At 44.4% G+C, this 19,797-nt stretch carries 12 protein-coding genes; 3 read left to right on the forward strand and 9 right to left on the reverse strand.

The genetic code is table 11. From position 1 onward, the window contains the following. Nucleotides 1-151: 151 nt before the first annotated feature. On the forward strand, nucleotides 152-1,633 hold the full coding sequence (locus JGK14_RS16465) for an ATP-binding protein (protein WP_293216743.1): 1,482 nt from the start codon (nucleotides 152-154) through the stop codon (nucleotides 1,631-1,633). Nucleotides 1,634-1,748: 115 nt separating this feature from the next. On the opposite strand, the gene JGK14_RS16470 is transcribed toward JGK14_RS16465, so the two are convergent. The 5 genes from JGK14_RS16470 to JGK14_RS16490 all read right to left on the reverse strand — a co-directional run bounded on the left by JGK14_RS16470 (nucleotide 1,749) and on the right by JGK14_RS16490 (nucleotide 12,432). Further along, entirely contained in the window at nucleotides 1,749-2,102 is a 354-nt protein-coding gene (locus tag JGK14_RS16470) for a slr1659 superfamily regulator (RefSeq protein ID WP_293185925.1), read from the reverse strand. Between the two features lie 191 nt (nucleotides 2,103-2,293). Further along, complete coding sequence (locus JGK14_RS16475; RefSeq protein WP_293203555.1) at nucleotides 2,294-2,905, reverse strand: DUF6272 family protein; 612 nt, start codon at nucleotides 2,903-2,905, stop codon at nucleotides 2,294-2,296. Nucleotides 2,906-2,936: 31 nt separating this feature from the next. After that, entirely contained in the window at nucleotides 2,937-4,172 is a 1,236-nt protein-coding gene (locus JGK14_RS16480; RefSeq protein ID WP_293193468.1) for an adenylate/guanylate cyclase domain-containing protein, read from the reverse strand. 156 nt (nucleotides 4,173-4,328) lie between these two features. Continuing rightward, nucleotides 4,329-9,815, reverse strand: a complete 5,487-nt coding sequence (locus JGK14_RS16485) for an AAA family ATPase (protein ID WP_325315278.1) — start codon at nucleotides 9,813-9,815, stop codon at nucleotides 4,329-4,331. Between the two features lie 529 nt (nucleotides 9,816-10,344). Next, nucleotides 10,345-12,432, reverse strand: coding sequence for a SpoIIE family protein phosphatase (locus JGK14_RS16490; RefSeq protein ID WP_293193470.1), 2,088 nt, complete (start codon nucleotides 12,430-12,432; stop codon nucleotides 10,345-10,347). A 434-nt stretch (nucleotides 12,433-12,866) separates the two neighbouring features. On the opposite strand from JGK14_RS16490, the gene JGK14_RS16495 reads away from it, so the two are divergent. Further along, nucleotides 12,867-13,226: a VOC family protein gene (locus JGK14_RS16495; protein ID WP_293185933.1), complete on the forward strand. Its 360-nt coding sequence runs from the start codon at nucleotides 12,867-12,869 to the stop codon at nucleotides 13,224-13,226. A 3-nt stretch (nucleotides 13,227-13,229) separates the two neighbouring features. Continuing rightward, the gene (locus tag JGK14_RS16500; RefSeq protein ID WP_325315279.1) at nucleotides 13,230-14,510 is read left to right on the forward strand and encodes a recombinase family protein; all 1,281 of its coding nucleotides are present in this window, start codon (nucleotides 13,230-13,232) and stop codon (nucleotides 14,508-14,510) included. Between the two features lie 234 nt (nucleotides 14,511-14,744). Here the strand turns inward: JGK14_RS16500 and JGK14_RS34065 are convergent, their stop codons facing one another. From JGK14_RS34065 to JGK14_RS16515, 4 genes are all read right to left on the reverse strand, one after another. After that, a complete protein-coding gene (locus tag JGK14_RS34065) occupies nucleotides 14,745-14,945 on the reverse strand; it encodes a hypothetical protein (RefSeq protein ID WP_442921456.1) in 201 nt (66 codons plus the stop codon). After that, the gene (locus JGK14_RS16505) at nucleotides 14,938-17,958 is read right to left on the reverse strand and encodes a DUF4347 domain-containing protein (protein ID WP_442921457.1); all 3,021 of its coding nucleotides are present in this window, start codon (nucleotides 17,956-17,958) and stop codon (nucleotides 14,938-14,940) included. The genes JGK14_RS34065 and JGK14_RS16505 overlap by 8 nt, the downstream gene beginning before the upstream one ends. Before the next feature lie 814 nt (nucleotides 17,959-18,772). After that, entirely contained in the window at nucleotides 18,773-18,976 is a 204-nt protein-coding gene (locus tag JGK14_RS16510; RefSeq protein ID WP_325315280.1) for a hypothetical protein, read from the reverse strand. A gap of 8 nt (nucleotides 18,977-18,984) precedes the next feature. Further along, nucleotides 18,985-19,797, reverse strand: an 813-nt coding sequence (locus JGK14_RS16515; RefSeq protein ID WP_325315281.1) for a calcium-binding protein, incomplete at its 5' end; no start/stop codon positions are given.

Here is a 19,797-nt window from a genome sequence, read left to right on the forward strand (position 1 = left end):
CCATGCAGTTGATTGCTTATTCTTGTTCTTTTTCCTTCTTTTTCCTTCTTTCTTCTGCTACAAGCAAGCAATAAAAAATAATTGTATTAAAGTATACTACTTTAATAGTAAAGACAGCATATATTACTTGCTGTATTGTACAATTTTTTTTATGGTTATACAATCTTGTATCAGCACGAGCTACAAACATTTAGTTGATTCTGGAGTATTACGAATGGCGGCACTGAGAAACTACTTTAATCTGGAAGAAATTACGACAGCCAGAAAAGTTAGTGCAGCGGTAATTAACATCAGCGGCCGCCAGCGAATGCTTTCCCAGCGATCGGCATTTTTTTGCATGAGGTTAGTTGGCTCTGGGAATGCGCCAGAAAGAGCCAAACTGCGCGGAAATTTGTTAGAGGCGATCGAGCTTATGGAAAAATCTCACCACGATTTAATTCATACTGACAGCAGCATCAACTTGGCGAGTCCCCCTTCACCCACCGTCAAAGCGATGTATTTTGAGGCGCCGCTGTATCTAGACAAGCAACTGCGCGAATATATCGATCGCATAAAAGCATTAGTGCAAGTTCCAGACACCGAACTCAGGCAGGAGAATCCCCATCTACAGTACATTATCGAAGCTGCCGGTGGCGAATTGCTAGCAGCTTTCGATGCCGTCGTGAGTCAGTACCAGCAAGAAAGCGAAATCGAACAATTTGAAATCGACCTCAAACAGGTTGAACTCTATCAAGAAAGCTGTGCAGCCACCTCCAAAGCCGAAGCTCAAGCAGCCCAAATCGATCGCGCACTTCGCGAACTCAAGCAAACTCAAGCTCAACTCCTCCACAGCGAAAAAATGTCTTCCCTGGGAGCCCTAATGGCAAGTATCGTCCACGAAATTAATAACCCAGTTAGTTTTATTTACGGCAACTTGAGCCATGCCGAAATTTATACCCAAGATTTACTGAACCTGCTGCGTCTATATCAAGAACACTATCCCAACCCCTGTTCCGAAATAAAAGATCAAATCCAAGACATCGATCTCGAATTTCTAGTTGAAGACTTGCCTAAAGTTATGTCTTCCATGCACATGGGTTCCGATCGCATTCGCGAAATAGTCAAATCCATGGGCAGCTTTTCGCGAACAGATAACACTAACATGAACCTGTGCGATTTGCACGACAGTATTGACAGCACCATCCTAATTTTGCGTAACCGTCTCAATGCTAAAAAAGACCGTCGCGAGATTCAAATAGTTAAAAATTATGAAAAATTGCCTGGTGTAGAGTGTTATGCCGGACAACTAAATCAAGTATTTATGAATCTAATTAGTAACGCGATCGATGCTTTGGACGAGGCAGCAAAAAATCAGCCCGATCCAGCCCTAAGAATTTCGATACGCACAGAACTCGCTGGGCTAGATTGCGTCAGAGTCAGGATTTCTGACACGGGATCGGGAATGACAGCAGAGGTAAAAAAACGAATGTTCGAGCAGTTTTTTACCACCAAGGCGATCGGTAAAGGTACTGGTTTAGGATTATCTATTGTCTACAAAATCCTAGTAGAAAATCACCGAGGAACGCTCAGGTGCGAGTCCGAATTGGGGAAGGGAACCGAGTTTATCATTGAACTGCCAGTACAACAAACTTAAACAGTTGATAAGCATCCAAATTTATGATAAATTGTGGCACGGGCGTCCCGTGAAAATAAGTGTGGCACGGGCGTCCCGTGAAAATAATTAATTGTGCTTAAAAATTACACATCACCTACTCCAATTGTAACTTCAAAGTTGGCAATAGCTTTTCTAGATTCTTGAGAGATTTCTGTTGCCAAGGAACATCTTGTGAACCCACTACCAAAAGTTGAATCGTTTTCTTTTTCCGTACACTAATCACAAACTTAGACAGCATATTAATACCAGAACTATTAACAAAATCCAATTTTGTTAGGTTCAAGGTAATAGTAGGCGGTTCGGGATTAGCTACCTCATCTAATAGATCGACGATTGGCTTATAATCTGGCGCTCCATCTAAGCTGAGTTCGCCTTGGAAACAGACTGTCACCGATTTTGGATCGTATTGAATACAGTAGTCTTGACCTTTGATTTCCTGAATATCCATTGTTTTGTCGTTTCCTGAGTGAATTATTGTGGGACAAAAGAATCAGTCGATTTCCATTTTTCGATTTGAGATTGACTCCACAGATCAATTTAGGAGGTTCAACTTCGGTCTAAAATTTGGGGTTAACCACTGAGAAGTGTGGGGGGGGCTTGTATCCATTTGTGAATTCGTCAATCTTAAAAAAATTGAAATTAAACGCTAATTTGAACGATTGTCGTAATAGCTAGCATATTGGAACCATCAGAGATCCTCTCAAATTTCCAACCAATCTTAGCTGAATAGTCATTAATCATCGTCAGCAATCCCAGTCCCGATGTTTCACTTTCAGATTCAGCATTCTTTTCAAGCTGCTGTAAATATAGTTCATCAGAGTCGGAATTAAACAGTTCTGCAATGAATTCCTGCAATTTATTAGCCGCTGGTTGCTGCACATAGTTAGTGGCAAAAATTACGGCAGTCACATCAGATTCTCCTATAAAGTGTATCCCAAACCTTACCTTATGATTGCAATTATCATCAGTAAACTTGATGGCATTTTCTAATAGTTCATTAGCAATGTAGCTCACAGCTCCCTTACTTTGTTTAATCCGTTTCTCGCTGCTAGCATCCTGCTCGTCCACCGGGAGAAAGCTGGACAAATAATCGGCAACAAAATGAGCCGATACCCTATTGTTGCGCCAGCGCTGCTTGATGGGGCGAGAACTTGGCGTAAATGTAAGTTCTAGGGAGTCGTGTTCCGGTGGAAACTGGTCGATGAATTCTCCAAAGACTTGTGTCATAGTTTGTAAACTTCCAGATGTCATTATTTTTCTGCCTCCTGTTAATGTGTCAATGTCACTTCTGGGTAAATTTCCAGACGCCATTCCAGTTAGCGGGAAGACTCTTTTCTAACAATTCTTGGATGCGTCTTAGGTAAATTTGGCTGGGTTTGTCAGCAGGATTTAGCTCTACTATATGTTCAAAACAATCTTGGGCATTAGCAAAATTTCCCTGACAATATTGTTCTAGACCTTCGTCAAAAATAGGCAAAGTTTGAATTTTGAGCGATCGCACAGGTTCTACTTCAACATCTAACACCTCACAAACAGTAATGGCTTCTTGTCTACCTTTGACAATTGCCCGATCCAAAAATCGAATATGATACTTTTCGGGTTGACTCAAACGTTTTACCACATCTCCTGAAATTAATAAAGAGACGCCATAATACTTAGTTAAACTTTCCAGACGAGCCGTGAGATTGACATGATCGGACAGCGCATCAGCTTGCATCCGATTGGCATCTCCAATAATTGCAACCATCGTATCACCGACATGGATACCGATGCCAATATTCAGCGGTATCTCCCCATTTATTTTACGGCTTTGATTTAATTTTTGCAACTGTTCAACCTTCATAATTCCCGCCTGAATAGCATCATCAACGCCGTCGGGAAAAACTGCCATCAGTCCATCTCCCATATACTTGACAATAAAACCGTTGTGCTTGCGAATTTCGGGACTAATTTGCTGTAAGTATGTATTGATGAAATTGAAGTTTTCTTGAGGAGTCATTTGCTCCGCCATCGTTGTAAACGAACGCAAATCCGAAAACATGATTGCCATTTCTTTGCTGACGCGATCTCCAAGCTGGAAATCTACAATGCTTTTCTTTCCAAGAAATTGGAGATATTCATCGGGGACAAAACGTCCGTAGGCTTGCAAAAGTTTCTCTAATTCCTGTTCCCGCGCTTTCACCGTTTGCACCATATGCGAGAACACCTGTGCCAGTTCTCCGAGTGCATCACTGCGGGCTGCAACCTCTGACAATATCTGAGGCTCGAAGCTGTTGTTTTTCACAGCAATAGCTGCATCTATCACCTTTTTTACCTGGTGAATGTAAGTCTGCATTTCTCTATTTTTATGACGGATCTGCTTTTCCAGAGCGGTGGAGTGTTCCGTGATAATGTCTACTAAAGTTTCATAGCTATTTTTTTCCTCTTCGGCTTCCTCAAGTTTTTGCATCAAATCCTGTAGCTGGGTATTGAGTGATTCTGTAGATGTAGATTGTGCTAAATTTATTTTGGGGTTCATAATTTATACTCCCGAATCTGGGAACGTAAAATTGTTTCACTCGCTCGCTGTTCATTACTATAACTTACACGGGCGGCTCTGCAAATCCGGCTTCTGCTTCGATGCTTCGCCACTCAATGAAACAGCGATGTTATAAACCTGGTTGATGACCGTCAATCATAAATTATGCACAAGATTTCCCTGTTGCTTCAATACTAGCAAAGTAATGTCATCAAATACCTTTTGCGCTCCAATGAATTTTCGCAAATCATCGATCGCAGATTGCTTGATTTGTTCGGCGCTCAAATGCCAGTTTTGAGAAACCACAGCACAGAGTCTTTCCAGGCCGTAGAATTGTTTGTGGATATTTCTAGCTTCGGGGATGCCATCAGTGTAAAGCACGACACCATCCCCCGGCTCTAAGTCTACTAAAAGATGACCGATCCAATCTGAAATATCCTCATCTAAGCCTATGGGAAATCCTAAATCCATCATGTCAATGCGTTCAATCTTACCGCCTTTTCGGACTACGAGAGTTTCCTCATGTTGACCGCTAATACTAATTTGGCTGTCTGCGTAATTGAGGAGAGCTAGCGTCAGGTTTTTGTCCGAGTTCATCCGCTGAATATTTTTATAAATAGTGCGGTTCAGGGTATCTAAAAAGCGCACAGGGTCAAGTTCTTTAACTTCCTGGAGAGTGCGAACAGCCGTTTGAGTCATCACCATCAAAATACCACTTTCTAGTCCGTGTCCGGTGACATCACCAATGCAGAGCGTTACCACCCCATCATTAAAAAGTACGTCGTAGTAATCGCCACCAACTTCATCGGCTGCTTCCATAAATCCTGCAATATCTAACTCTGCAATTGCTGCTAATTCCGCTGGCTTTGGTAGAATTAACTGCTGCATTTGTTTGATGATATCGAGTTCTGCACTCATCCGAACATTTTCGTTTTTGAGGCGCTGGTTGAGGGCAGAAATTGCTTGATTAGCTTGAGCAAGTTCGGCAGTACGTTCTTCTACTTTATCTTCTAGAGTTTGATAGAGCAGAGCATTTTCAATGGAGATGGCAGCTTGGGAAGATAGGATTTTTAATACTTCTAATCTATCAGCAGTAAATGCACCGCTGGCGAGACTGTTTTCTAAGTACAGAATGCCGATCGCTTGACCTTTGTTGACAATGGGAGTACACAATACAGATTTGGGTTGGTGCTGAATAATGTAGGGATCTGCTGCAAAGATATTTTCTACAGCAATATCGTTAATTACCAAGGTTTCTCTGGTACGCCAGACGTAGTTAATGGCTGTGATGGGAAGATCTTGGCTTTGAGAAACTGGAATATTTGGCAAATAAGACTGTTTGTCTAAACATTTAGCAACAATCAATAATTTACTATCCCTTTCTAAGATCAGAGAGCCTTTGGATGCACCTGCATTTTCGATCAGTATTCGGATTAAGGTTGATAGCAGTTCCTCGACATTGATTTCTCCCGATATGGCTTGAGAAGCTTTAATTACTGTTTCTAGGTCGAGGAAATTGGAAACATTTTGGCTGCTGGAAGTAATCTCTGCCACAATTGTTTCAGCAATTGTCTCTCCTGTATAAAAAGTGTTGTCTTGTTGGAGAATGGGGCCGAGCAATTGGGAATATTTTTGTTGTAAATCATGGACTTTTGCCTGGGAACCCCAGCGAGCATAAGCGTAGTAAGCGTCTGTTAGATAGACGCGGGCAATTTTATCTTTGCCTAATTCCAGGTAGAATTTAGCTGTAAGTTCGCTGAAGAGTGCTTCTTCTTGAAGGTATTGGTTTTGTTTGGCGGTAGCAATGGCGCGATCGTACAAATCGATGGCTTCGAGCCTGTCTCCCAATATTCGTGCTATTTCTGCTGCTACTAAGTCGTACTTGTGTTGGTAATTCATCGGTGCGTGGAATGCCCAGGTTTGCATTTTTTCCTGATTGGCTCTCACTTGGGTCAAATATTGCGATCGCGCGATCGGCTCAGCATCGGGATACAGCGCCAGCAGGGCTAGGGAATGGTAAAAGTTGTGCTGCGGTACCATCATCAGCGAACCGACACCAACGACATATTGCTCTGCTAGCTGGGCATTTTCTACGGCACTTTCGCGATCGCCAAACAAATAGTTGACAACCAATTTAGCAAAATAAACTCCAAAGAGGGAAGAAACATTATTGGCTGCTAGCAAAACAGGCAGCAGTTCATCTTCATTAAAACTATCGCCAACTAACCGACATTTGTCCTCAGCTAATCCTTGTAAATTTAATGTTAGCTGTCGCCATATCTGGGTATAATAAGTCTGATATTCTTGCTTGGAATTGAGCATTAATTCAAGATATTGGTCGTATTTTAGATCTACAGATGTTAAATCTTCACCGCTAAAGAAGCTGTAGATGCAAAGATACATAGCAGAATAGCAAGCATACTCGATATCGCCGCTTTCTAAACCGCTGTGGACTGCTGACATCAAAGACGGTATTGTCGCTCGACTAGGTTCTTTCCAATGTCTCACGCAAGCATTGTAGACCATTATAACTTTAGATTCAAATTCTGTGGAGGGAAATTTATCTAATACTTGCAAAGATAGTTGACCGTATTGATAGCCTAATTCAATGTCTCCGATTGTTTGACAGATTAAGCTGCAACAAGCATAGGCATAACTAGCAGGTGGAGAGTTTCCGTATTTGCTGCAAATATGTGCCATTGTAAAGACAACGGCTGGGTAAAGTTCTGGACTAGCTAGATAAGCGGCAGATGCGATCGCACATAAAACCCTCAAAGCAGCAATTTTATAACGATCGTTGATTTCTGCCAGATTAGCTAAAGCGGGTATCTGCACCACCGCCGGCAGTTGTGTTTCCAAAGCAACACCCAGCATTCCCAGAACTTGCAATCCAGTATCCACTGCCGATTTCATCTGATTTTGGGCAATATAAGACTGAATTTGCGCTTCGTAAACTCGGAATTGATCGAGGAGATTGTGCGATCGAGATAGAACTATTTGGGCCAGTTGGTGCGATAAATCGAAATTGGTATTCAAATATTCGGCTGCAACCGCTTCTACATAAAGATCGAGCGTCAAGTCGTATAAATTCGTCCAGCTATCATCTGGTAGCAGATTTCTGCCGGTAGTTAAGTAATCAACAGCAGCAGCATAAGCTGTGGAATTTTTAGCTTTGCGCCCAGCAATTAAATTCAAGGAAGCTAGTTGATGTCTTTCGGTGCGATCGCAAATTAAGTCCACTCCCATGTTCAAGTGGTTGACAATATCAAATATCCGCTCTTCCGTAGGGGCGGTGGATGGTGCGTGCCCGCCCTTGTGCAGCAGCAATCTGCCAATTTTCAGGTGAGTTGACTGCTTTGCGTCGTCTGGAATCAAAGAATAGGCGGCTTGTTGAACGCGATCGTGCAAAAATTTGTAACTTGGCAATTGACGATCGGCAACAGGCAATTGTGCAGACTCCCGATCGTCTGCAAAAAATTTGTAAACTTCGCTTTGCGGTAAAATTAAGCCTTCTTGCAATGCTTTCCACAAGGAGGCTGCGGTGTCTATTTGAGAATTTTCGCAGACTAGCGCTAAAGTTTCTAAATCAAATTGGCTACCAATACAAGCAGCTAATTTTAAAACATCTTGAGTAGCGATCGGCAATTTCTGCAAGTTATTCGCAACAAACTCGACTACATCATCGCTGACTGCCAATTCTCTGATTTTAGTAAGATCGCACTGCCAACCACCCCTATCTCCCCCTGGCAATCGGGATGCAAAATCGAAATAGATTAACTTATCTTCGTGGAGTTTCTTGAGGAATTGATTGCTAAAAAAAGGATTTCCATTAGTTTTTTTGAAAATGATTTCTGTCAAGGAAAGAGCTCTGTCGATCGCACAACTTAAAGCATCAGCAACCAGACGATTCAAGTCAAATATTGAAAGTGGCGCGAGAGTAATTTGATTAATTATAGTGCCCGAGCGAGCGCTCCCCTGTTTTTGTAGAGAAGATGAACCCCCACCTAGCTTGCGAATCTCTGATAAAGTCAGCATTAATGGATGAACCTTGGACACTTCATTATCTCGATAGGCGCCAATTAGCAACAAATGTTGACCTTCTGATTCGCCCACCAACAATTGCATTAATTTCAGAGATCCTGAATCTGCCCATTGCAAATCATCTAAGAAAATGACTAAGGGGTGATTTTTGGTAGCAAAGACACGAAGGAACTTTTGAAATAATAGATTGAAGCGATTTAGTGCAGAATTTGGTTCTAGTTCCGGTACAACAGGTTGCTTGCCAATCAGCAGTTCTAATTCTGGGATAACATCAATAATTACCTGAGCATTATCCCCTAAAGCTGACAAAATTTGGGCTTGCCACTGCTGAACGCGAGCAGCACTTTCTGTCAGCAATTGTCGCATAAAACTTTGCAGAGCTTGTACCCATGCCGAAAAGGGAATATCGCGCTTGAATTGGTCAAATTTTCCTTTGATAAAGTATCCCCGCTGCTGAACAATGGGCTTGTGAACTTCGTTAATCACAGCGGTTTTGCCAATCCCAGAAAAACCCGTTACCAGCATGATTTCGGTAGTAGCTGTACCGGGGATTTTATGCGGTTCTCGGCTGTTAGAAGAGGAAACCTCCAAATCGGATGCTGGGGGATTTTCCTGGAGACAGGCAACGCGCCCGAAGGCTGCTAACAGGCTCGAAACTTCGCTTTCTCTGCCATAAAGTTTTTCTGGAATCACAAAGCATTCGGAAATGTCTCTGCTGCCTAATTCAAACAGTTGAATAGTGCCACAATCTGAGTATTCTTTTAAGCATTTTTCTAAATCGTGTTTGATACCAAAAGCTGTTTGATAGCGTGCTTCCGCTGTTTTAGCCATCAGTTTTAGCACGATGTCATTCAATACTTGGGGGATGGCAGGATTTAGGGCGATCGGGGGAATTGGATGGCGAGCAATGTGACAGTGAACCAACTCAATCTGCTCCTTAGATTGGAATGGCAATTGTCCTGTCAACAGTTCATAAAAAGTTACTCCTAGCGAGTAAAAATCGGTGCGGTAGTCAATCCCACGATTCATTCTGCCAGTTTGTTCGGGAGACATATAAGCTAATGTCCCTTCCAAGATATTGGGGTTTTTGATTTCTTGATTTTCCTTAGGCAAAAACGATGAGATGCTAAAATCTATAAGTTTGATTTCTTTGGTTGTAGGGTTGATTATAATATTCTGTGGTTTGATATCCTTGTGAATAATGCCGCTGCGATATATTATTTCTAATGTCGAGCAAATTTGAATGGCTATTTGCAAAAAGATGGCTAGGCGATTGGTGAATTTACCCTGGACTCCAAAAGCATCGTTGGTGATGTATTCAGCCAGAGAAATACCGCCAAAGTCCTCCATTACTAAAGCAAAACCGTTACGATATGTTTCCAGACTTAAATGTTTGACTATACCGGAATTATCAATATTTTTGGCAATGGTGTACTGATTGCGAAACTGCACCAGTTCGGTGAAAGTCGGATACTCAGACTTGAGCAATTTGATGACTACTGGTCGATTGTCTGATTCCGAAAAACCTCGATAAACCAAGGTTCGGGTGCCGGAGTAGAGTTGTTCGCTCATGCGGTAGCCGGGAATTGAGATCGGGGTCATAGTTGCTAAATCCTAGTCAGCTTTTGGTTTAAGAGGACTTACGCACTCCGACCTTCATAACCGGGTTTTTTACCTAATCCGCTGGCTACAACCTCTGTATTGTAGTAAAAAAACCCGGTTTCTGGCTGCCTGCGCGTAAGTTATGTTTAAGCACTATCAAACTTGTTTGTGTTCATTATTTATTAGTTTACTACTGCTCCCAAGATTTCGGGAAGATTTGACAAAAAATAATGATATGTCGAGCGCTAACCATCGCACGTCTCATGAATTTTGTTAAAAATCTTTGAAGCGCTTGCTTCCGGGAAGCGGGAGCCTGTTCCAGTCACATCTGGGATATCCAGCTTCCTGTTGGTTGAATTCCCTACAAATTTATTAGTGCATCGCTATTTGTTTTGTCGGAAAGGATACAATAATAGCGATCGAGTATGTTGGGCTTGAACGATGAAACATAAATGGCGATCGGGACTATTTGGTGTCATTTTCAGATTGCCAACATTGTATCCAGAACACTCTATGGGATAGACAGGACTTAATCCTTTTTCTTGAGAACCACCAAGGTAATGTCATCAAAAACCTTTTGTTCTCCAATAAATCCCCGCAAATCTTCAATGGCTGATTGCTTAATTTGTTCGGCGCTTTTATGCCAATTAATCGAAACCACTTCACAGAGTCTTTCAATTCCGTAGAATTTTTTGTTGATATTTCTGGCTTCGGGAATGCCATCGGTATATAGCACCACCCCGTCCCCCGGTTCTAACTCTACTACAACCTGGTCAATCAACTCTGAAATGTTTTCGTCTAAACCAATCGGGAATCCCAAATCCATTGTATCTATCCGCTCGATTTGACCGCTTTTTCTAACGACAATAGTTTCCTCATGCTGGCCACTGATGCAGATTTTGCCATTGGCATAATTGAGGATAGCAAGCGTCAAATTCTTATCTGAATTCATGCGCTGAATATTTAGATAAATAGTGCGATTAAGAATATCTAAAAAGCGCACCGGATTTAATTCGGGCATTTCGTGAAGAGTGCGGACAACCGCTTGAGTCATTACCATCAAAATACCGCTTTCTAAGCCATGTCCGGTGACATCGCCGATGCCAATAGTCACCACACCTTCAGTCTGGAGAATATCGTAATAATCGCCACCTACTTCATCGGCTGGTTCCATGAATCCGGCAATATCTAAGTCTTCAATTGCCTCCATTTCTTGGTGTTTAGGCAAAATCAACTGCTGCATTTGTTTGAGGATGTATAGTTCGGCACTCATCCGCATATTTTCGGCTTTTAGTCGGTGATTGAGCGTCACAATTTCGGCGTTAGCTGTGGCGAGTTCAGTGGTGCGTTCTGTAACTTTATCTTCTAGAGTTTCAAAGGATTCTTTGAGTTGTCCTGCCATGCTGTTAAAGGAGTTGGCAAGTTTTTTTAGTTCCATGAGGGAGCTAGTTTTTACCTGTCTGTCGAGAGCGCCGTTAGCCATGTCTTCCGAAGCTTGGGTGATGGCTTCAATGGGGCTAGCAATCCAGCGGGCTGTGAAAATTCCAATTGCCGTTGCCACAGTAAATGCGATCGCACACAATAGAATTGTGGTGCGGGTATTGGCATTAATTTTATCCATGAAATCAGATTCTGGAACCACCGTTACGATCGGCCAGTCCAACCCAAACTTGTCTTTCCACGGAGCAACGAGGACAAAGTAATTTTCACCTTTAATTTTAATATTAATTTTTTGGCTATTTTTAATATTTTTAAAGCTACCGAACCGTTCTTGCAACGCTTTAGTAGCAGCTTGGATCGCAGGATCGGAGATGTTGAGAGCGCTAAAGCGTTTGACTTGATTATTTACCTTGATAAAAGAGGGTTGTGGGCCAGAATTTCCAATCAATTGTCCGTCTCGTTCCATGATGAAAATTCGCCCGGATTTGCTAAAGTTTAAGTTGTGCAGAAATGTAGTAATATTGGATAGTTGTAAATCGACCCCGATCACTCCGATTAGCTTGCCCTTGGCATACATGGGACGCATTGCCCCTACAGCAATAAAGTTAAGCTCATCTAGCGAATAAACAGAAGTCCAGATAGGTTTCCCGGCTTGAGCTGCCTGAGTGTACCATTCTAATTTCACGGTATCGTAAGGAGCAACCTGTGTTACCTTAATTCGATTGCCCTGGCGGTCGGTTAAATGGGCGTTAATTTTCCAGTTTGTCCTTGCTGAAACTTCGGCAATGCTGATGCCTTCTCCCGGTCTTACTGGCCCAGCACCAATGAAGCGTCCATCTGAAAGTCCATAGGAAATGAAGCCAAGATTATCGAATGCTTGCACCTGTTTCCAAAAATAAAGTCCCGCAATATCTAAGTTATTTATGTCGAGCAATCTGGTTTCGATCGCATCGATATTGATTTGATTAATTTGATGGGGAGTTAAGAGATAATCATCTAAGTGCCGATAAGTGCGATCGCTCACCTGAGTCATTAACTGGTTAGCCAAATGCGTTACCGCTTGTTGTCCGTTGCGGAAGGAAAGATAACCGACTAAGCCAACGGCTGCAACGATTTGCAGGACAAAGGGAACTACGAGGGCGGTGCGGAGGCGAAATTGCCAAAGAGTTGAGGCCATATAGCTTTTCTCAGATAGATGAGGTACAGGTTCAGATTTGAGATTTTAGGGTGCATCTCACTTTTGAAGAGGGCGAAGCATGACCGCATATAAATTATTAGTTATAATCTCATATTGACTGCGGTCATGCTTCGCCCCTACGGATATATTCGCTTGCATTGAGATGCACCCTTCCATTTTTTGCTTTGAGATTGGGGAATTGAGGAATTGTTAATTAACTGCCGAGAGTACCTCAGCTCAATAGAAATGCTACAATAGATAGGTATCTTCAACGGACGGAATTACGTTTTAAAAGCTCTAGCTACAGTTTATGAATTTTTGTGACGGTATTAAGGGGGACTAATAATGTTATCCTATCAAAAATTCTACCAACATCAACAAATCAGCGTTCATCAGCGGTTAAAATAAAAATAAAAATAAAATACCAAACAAAAATGCAAATTAATCAAGCCCTCCACAGCGCCCTGCTCGTTTCCAACCTCGAAAAATCCCAACACTTTTACAGCAATGTATTAGGACTGCAAAAAATCGATCGCGAATTAAAATTTTCCGGAATCTGGTATCAAATCGGTAACTTCCAGATACACCTAATTCTAGCGGCAACAATTATACCAGATGCCGTAGACCATGAGAAATTGGGGCGCAATCGACATCTAGCGTTTGCTGTGGCTAACTTAGAGGCAGCCAAAGAGCAATTAATCGCTCACAATTGCCCCGTACAAATGAGCGCGTCAGGTCGATCGGCATTATTTACCCAAGATCCAGACGGGAATATCATTGAACTCAGCGAGTAACAGATGAAAATCATCGCCTACTCTTACACCGAACCGCTGCTAGAAGCCGCACCAGCAGCCGAAATTTGGGGCCAAGAGGTCGATCGCACATACCAAGACTTAGGAGGGCGCCAGCAACTCCAGCAACTGCTAAAAGACTGCCAAACCGAACCAGTCAAATACCTGTTAATTCAGCGATTTGAAGAACTCGGCGACACAGTACAGCAAGTGTGCGCCCACCTCGAACAACTAGAAAACCTCGGCATCCAACTAATTGTCACAGACGAAAAACAAACAGAAAATAGAGCCAACTTGCTCAAACTCCTCGCCGAACTCCAGCGCAGCCAACACAGCCGCAGCATTCGCAAAGGACACGCCCGCAACCGCATCAAATCCCTTCCTCCACCCGGAAAAGCCCCCTACGGCTATCGGCGCGGCAAAGACAAATATGCGATCGACAAAACCGCCTCCCCCGCCGTCAAAGACTTTTTTGAACACTTTCTCATCTACGGTTCCCTGCGCGGTTCCGTGCGCCATTTAGCAAAGAAATACAACAAAAAAATCTCCGTCAGCACAGGCCGCCGCTGGCTGACAAATCCCGCCTACCGAGGCGATTTAGAATATCAAAACGGTGAAGTAATTTCTAACACCCACGTCCCGATTATTTCCAGAGAAGAAGCCGCCCAAGTAGACAGATTGCTGCGGCGTAACAGTCGCCTTGCTCCCCGCAGCGCCAGCGCCCCGCGTTCCCTCGCAGGTTTAGCAATTTGCGCCGAGTGCAAATCGTCCATGACAGTTGCGAAAGTCACAGCCTACCGCAAAGATAAAGAATACCTTTATTTGCGACCGATTAACTGTTCCCAACAGCCTAAATGCAGCGGCATTTCCTACGAAGAAGTGTTGCAATTAACCATAGCAAGGATTTGTCGCGATTTGCCCGATGCGATCGCCCAGTTGCAAATGCCGGACATCCAAGGAATCAAAGCCGGAATTGCCGGGGCAATCGCATCTAAACAAAAAATTATAGAACAACTTCCCGCCCTGATTGAAAGCGGCATTTTGGACGCAGAAACGGCAGATTTGCGATCGTATAAAATCCGCACAGAAGTTGCAGAACTGCAAAGTAAATTAGCGAAAATGCCCCCCGTAAATTTGCGAGAAACTGCTCAAACTGTTTCTCTTCCCCAATTTTGGCTGGATTTGTCGGAATCGGAACGCAGGTTTTATTTTCGAGAGTTTATCGATCGCATTGAAATAGTCCGGGAAAATTCAGAAGTGGATCTGCAAATTATTTTTATTTTTTAATATTGAAAAATTGACAATTAACAATTCATATCATTGTCGATAGAATGAGTTTGTAGTGAGGACTTTAGTCCTGGCAATCGAAGGAATAAAGTAGTAGTAGGGTGCGTCAGGCACGGATGGCGGACTACCTGAAAATTAGGCTAATCGCTGACGCACCCTACAATATCTTAGACTATTAACTGTCAACTGTCAGGGGTTTTAACTGTCGATCGCACTGCTGCACAAAAGAGGTAACTACAGAGTGATAAAATCGGTAGCGGTGAGAGCATTCGCAGCAACACCGTTAAGCTTCGCTAACAACTGATTGCTACCTGTGACGCTAATCAAGGCTTGATTGTTGCTAGATGTAATGCTGAGTTGATTGAAACTCAAACCGGGAGCCAACCCAATTAAATCCTCGCCCTTGCGGAAATCAGTAATGATGTCACTACCCAAACTTTGATTTAGCGGAAAGGAAATCGGAACCAGCACCGCCAGCAAGGAGATCGTTACCCTTACCGCCGAAAAGCGTATCGTTACCAGTATCGCCGCAGAGAAGATCGTTTTCATCGTTACCAACCAGGAAGTCGTTGCCAATACCGCCATCGAGACTGTCGTTTTCTTTGCCGGCATAAACCGTGTCATTTCCTGCCCCACCAAACAGCAAGTCTGTACCTTCATTACCAAACACAAGATCGTTGCCGTTGCCAGCATTAATTGTGTCATTTCCTAAGTTGCCTAACAGGTTGTCATCGCCATCTTCACCGAGCAAGATATCGTCATCTTTGCCGCCAAAAATGGTGTCGTTACCGATACCGCCGGCAACAGTATCTTTGCCCAAATCTCCCATTAAGAAGTCATTACCATCGCCGCCAACAATAGTGTCATTATCTTTGCCACCACTGATGGTATCGTTGCCAGCCCCACCTTGGATGAAATCAGTGCCGTCATTGCCGAAGAGCAAGTCGTTATCTGCACCGCCGTCAATGTTGTCATTGTCGCCAAGTCCGTAGATAGTGTCGTTGCCGCCCAGCCCGTTAATCGACTCGGGGATGCTGCTACCCATCATGAAATCGGCATTGTTACCGCCATTGAGAGTGTTTTGGACGGGGTTGGGGGTGATGGTAGCAGAGTTTAATTCCGGGGCGCTGACTCGATCGAGCAAACAATTATCTGTGCCCGGTATCGGAGTCGGAGTTGGTGCCGGTGTCGGCGTGGGCGCAGGTGTGGGTGTCGGAGTCGGAGTTGGTGCGGGTGTCGGAGTTGGGGCGGGTGTGGGTGTCGGAGTCGGAGTTGGTGCGGGTGTCGGAGTTGGGGCGGGTGTCGGAGTTGGGGCGGGTGTAGGTGTCGGAGTTGGTGTAGGAGTTGGTGTCGGAGTCGGCGTGGCTGTCGTTGTGAATTCAAAAGCGCCGATATCGACGATCGCACTGCCGTTACCATCACCATCTTGGGGGCGAGTCACACCGCGCTGATCCTTAGCTGGCGCGCCTGCACCTGTACCTGTGTCAATGGCGGGGCTTCCGGCTAGCAGGGGCAGCACGAAAGCGCCGTTAATATTTTGCAAAGGGCCGAGTTTCGGATCTGCGATCGTCACCTTTGCCGTAGCGTTATTGTCGTTAGGATCGCCTGTCGTAAGTTTAGCGGGAAACTGAAGATTATTCCCGCCATCAATTAGTTCTCTTCCAGTTTGGAATTTAACTTTAAAAGGATTGCCAGCCGTGTTGCTATCAAAAATCGAATTCTTGACAGTAATTGGCTGATTTCCAAAAGTTGCAATACCTCCCGAAAACTCTCCAGCGGTGTTCTTGGCAAAAGTCGAATTGACGATGTTAGTCGAAAAGGCATCTTTGTTACCGACAACTATTCCGCCGCCTTGTTTAGCAGCCGTGTTGCCGGAAAATGTACTATTGACAATGTTGATATTACCCTCTTCTCCCAGCCACAAGCCACCACCGTTATCATCGGCTGTGTTGTTTGCAAAGGTGGTATTTGTCACTGTCAAATCTACATTTCCGTGGCGAACTCCACCACCAGAACCTCCCTGACCCGCTGCATTTTTGATAGCCTTGTTGTTAATAAAAGTGCTATTTTCCAAAACTACTTTGTCTTGGTTATAACCAAACAAAAAGGCTCCACCTCCTTCTCCTGTCCCGATATTGCCGTCAAAAGTGCTGCCTCGGATGATAATGTTGCCAGGAGTAGGGCCTGGTGTTGCATTGGGGCCAGAAGCATTAGCGCCATCGACGTAAACTGCCCCGCCAACGCCTTTATCTGTGCGGTTGCCAGTGAATTTCGAGTTTTCGATCGTCATGCTGCCCAACAGGTTATTCACAGCCCCGCCATAGCTGCCTTTGTTGTTGGTAAATTCGCTATCTCTGATATTCAGAACACCGCCGCTTTTAGTGGCGATCGCCCCGCCGCCGCGTTCGGTATTGCTAGCCAAAGAACCGTCATTGCCGCTAAACTTGCTGTTAATTACTGTTGTGGTGCTGCGGAAACCCGTGTAAACGCCACCGCCGAAACCGGCAACATTATTGTTGACTTGGCAATTTTCTAAAGTTAAAGTGCTGTTACCGCCAGTTTGAATGCCGCCGCCGCTGCTAGTCGCCTCATTATTCGGATCGGTTCCCGAAACTTTGCCGTCGGCAACAATCAGGTTTTTTAGAGTAACATTGGTGGAACCTTCGGTGAGGATTACCCGCGAAGTGTTGTTGCCACTGATGGTTAAATTGCTAGCAGCACTTGCATCAATTGTCAAGTTTTTGTTGATGACAAGTTGACCGGAAGTGAGGGTAATTTTTTGATTGGCCAGAGAGGAGGCAAATTGAATAATATCGCCGGCTGCTGCGGAGGCGATCGCGCTTCTCAATGAACCGGCCCCGCTATCATTAGTGTTGGTAACGGTAACAGTGGCTAAAGTCCCTTGGTAATCCGCCATTGCTTCTGGAGTCAAGGCAAGGGGTGCTTCAATATCACCCTTGGTAAACTCCAAATTCCAGTTACCACCGCGGCCAGTGCGATCGCTAGATGCCGCAATATCAGCCCCGGTTAACTCCGAAAGGCGATCGACAAAATTAGCCCCATCACCCGCCGCCACATCGCAACCGTAAAGCATGATATCAGCGCGATCGCTCAATGCCGTGCGCCACCCTTCCAACTGGCTTGCATACTGCGGCAAATTATCCGAATTCAGCGTCGCCGAACCTAGCTGCAAACTGCCAGAATTCCCGTGAGAAAAAATGTGAACTTGGTCTACAGTTCCCCCCGCAGCAGCAATGGTTTGCAGTTTCGCAGTAATTTGCTCGACTCCGTTGCTATTTTTATCTAAAATGATTGTCTCAGAATTTGCGATCGCGCCGCCCGCCAAAGTTTGATAGTCATCTAAGTCCGAGTCAATGAAGACAAGAGATTTAGGACGAGAATTGCCGAGAACAGACTGTGAATCAATACTGGTAAAAGTTGAGTTCATTTTTCATACCCGATGATGATGTTTACTATTTGCTGGTAAATGACCTTGAAGTCCTTCAACAGTTGACAGTTGACAGTTGACAGTTGACAGTTGTAGGGGCAGTGCCCCCGTGAGAGCCCTCTTAGTTGACAGTTGACAGTTGACAGTTTGAGAGCGACCTCTACCTATAATGAAGAGGATTGGATTAATGAATAGTCTGACTTTAATTGCTTCCTCAAATGTAGAGACTTTCAGCCAATTATTTCTGGTAAAATATACATTCTGAAAACCCCCGGATTGCTAAAAAACTTCGTGAAAGCATGGGGGAACTAGAATCAAGAGAATTTCTGGTTTTTCTCCATGATTTAAATCAGAAAAATACATTCAGACAGAATTATTGCTATGTGGCGATTGCTTTGATTTCAATGGGTGCATCTGGGTTTCGCAAATATCTGTGTAGGGGCGAAGCATGACCTCCGTGAATATGAGATTATAACTAATAACTTATATGCGGTCATGCTTCGCCCTCTTCAAAAACTAGATTCACCCGATTTCAATTAACCGCAGAGGATGTAATGTCAATCCAGAGAAGAGCTGCTGCGGTTCCAAATTACTGATTGACCTAAAACCCTAAAATCTGCTCTCAAGGTCTGTCAATTTGAGGTATTTGCCGATCGCGAAAAGTTCCCAAAAAATCCGAAATTCCAGTAACTAACAGTAGGGTACCCAGCGGGAGGAAATCCTCAGTCTTTAGTCAAAACATTCAGCCCGCCGGGCACCCTACCCGATGTTTTGCCGATAGTAAGGTGCGCGTCGCGCACCCTACCAGAGGCAGTTAGATTGTTACCTGAGTGAAATCGCCAGCGCTGAGAGTACCGGGTACACCGTTAAGCTTCGCTAACAATTGATTGGTACCCGTCACGCTAATCAAAGTTTGATTGCTGCTAGACGCAATGCTGAGTTGATTGAAACTCAAACCGGGAGCCAACCCAATTAAATCCTCGCCCTTGCGGAAATCAGTAATGATGTCACTACCCAAACTTTGATTTAGTCGGAACCAGCACCGCCAGCAAGGAGATCGTTACCCTTACCGCCGAAAAGCGTATCGTTACCGGCGTCACCGCAGAGGACATCGTTTTCATTGTTGCCGAGCAGGAAGTCGTTGCCAATACCGCCATCGAGACTGTCGTTGTCTTTGCCGGCGTAAATCGTGTCATTTCCTGCTCCACCAAACAGCAAGTCTGTACCTTCATTACCAAACACAAGATCGTTGCCGTTGCCAGCATTAATTGTGTCATTTCCTAAGTTGCCTAACAGGTTGTCGTCGCCATCTTCACCGAGCAAGATATCGTCATCTTTGCCACCAAAAATGGTGTCGTTGCCTCCTCCGCCGGCAACAGTATCTTTGCCCAAATCTCCCATTAAGAAGTCATTACCATCGGCGCCAAGAATAGTGTCATTATCTTTGCCACCACTGATGGTATCGTTGCCAGCGCCACCTTGGATGAAATCAGTGCCGTCATTGCCGAAGAGCAAGTCGTTATCTGCACCGCCGTCAATGTTGTCATTGCCGCCAAGTCCGTAGATAGTGTCGTTGCCACCCAGTCCGTTAATCGACTCGGGGATGCTGCTGCCCATGATGAAATCGGCATTGTTACCCCCATTGACAGTTTTTTCGACGGGGTTGGGGGTAATGGTAGCAGGGTCAAGTTGCGGGGCCTTGAGGCTATCAAGCACGCAAGCATCGGAGGTGGGAGTGGGAGTCGGCGCGGGTGTTGGTGTCGGCGCCGGAGTTGGTGTGGGAGTGGGAGTCGGCGCGGGTGTTGGTGTCGGCGCCGGAGTTGGTGTGGGAGTGGGAGT

The organism is Microcoleus sp. PH2017_28_MFU_U_A (genome assembly GCF_020738035.1).
Classification (GTDB): Bacteria; Cyanobacteriota; Cyanobacteriia; order Cyanobacteriales; family Microcoleaceae; genus Microcoleus.

Coding starts and splice junctions, on each gene's coding strand:
- JGK14_RS16500 (WP_325315279.1), top strand. CDS start 13,230: ATGAAAATCATCGCCTACTCTTACACCGAACCGCTGCTAGAAGCCGCA.
- JGK14_RS16485 (WP_325315278.1), bottom strand. CDS start 9,815: ATGACCCCGATCTCAATTCCCGGCTACCGCATGAGCGAACAACTCTAC.
- JGK14_RS16475 (WP_293203555.1), bottom strand. CDS start 2,905: ATGACATCTGGAAGTTTACAAACTATGACACAAGTCTTTGGAGAATTC.
- JGK14_RS16490 (WP_293193470.1), bottom strand. CDS start 12,432: ATGGCCTCAACTCTTTGGCAATTTCGCCTCCGCACCGCCCTCGTAGTT.
- JGK14_RS16470 (WP_293185925.1), bottom strand. CDS start 2,102: ATGGATATTCAGGAAATCAAAGGTCAAGACTACTGTATTCAATACGAT.
- JGK14_RS16495 (WP_293185933.1), top strand. CDS start 12,867: ATGCAAATTAATCAAGCCCTCCACAGCGCCCTGCTCGTTTCCAACCTC.
- JGK14_RS16505 (WP_442921457.1), bottom strand. CDS start 17,958: ATGAACTCAACTTTTACCAGTATTGATTCACAGTCTGTTCTCGGCAAT.
- JGK14_RS16465 (WP_293216743.1), top strand. CDS start 152: ATGGTTATACAATCTTGTATCAGCACGAGCTACAAACATTTAGTTGAT.
- JGK14_RS16480 (WP_293193468.1), bottom strand. CDS start 4,172: ATGAACCCCAAAATAAATTTAGCACAATCTACATCTACAGAATCACTC.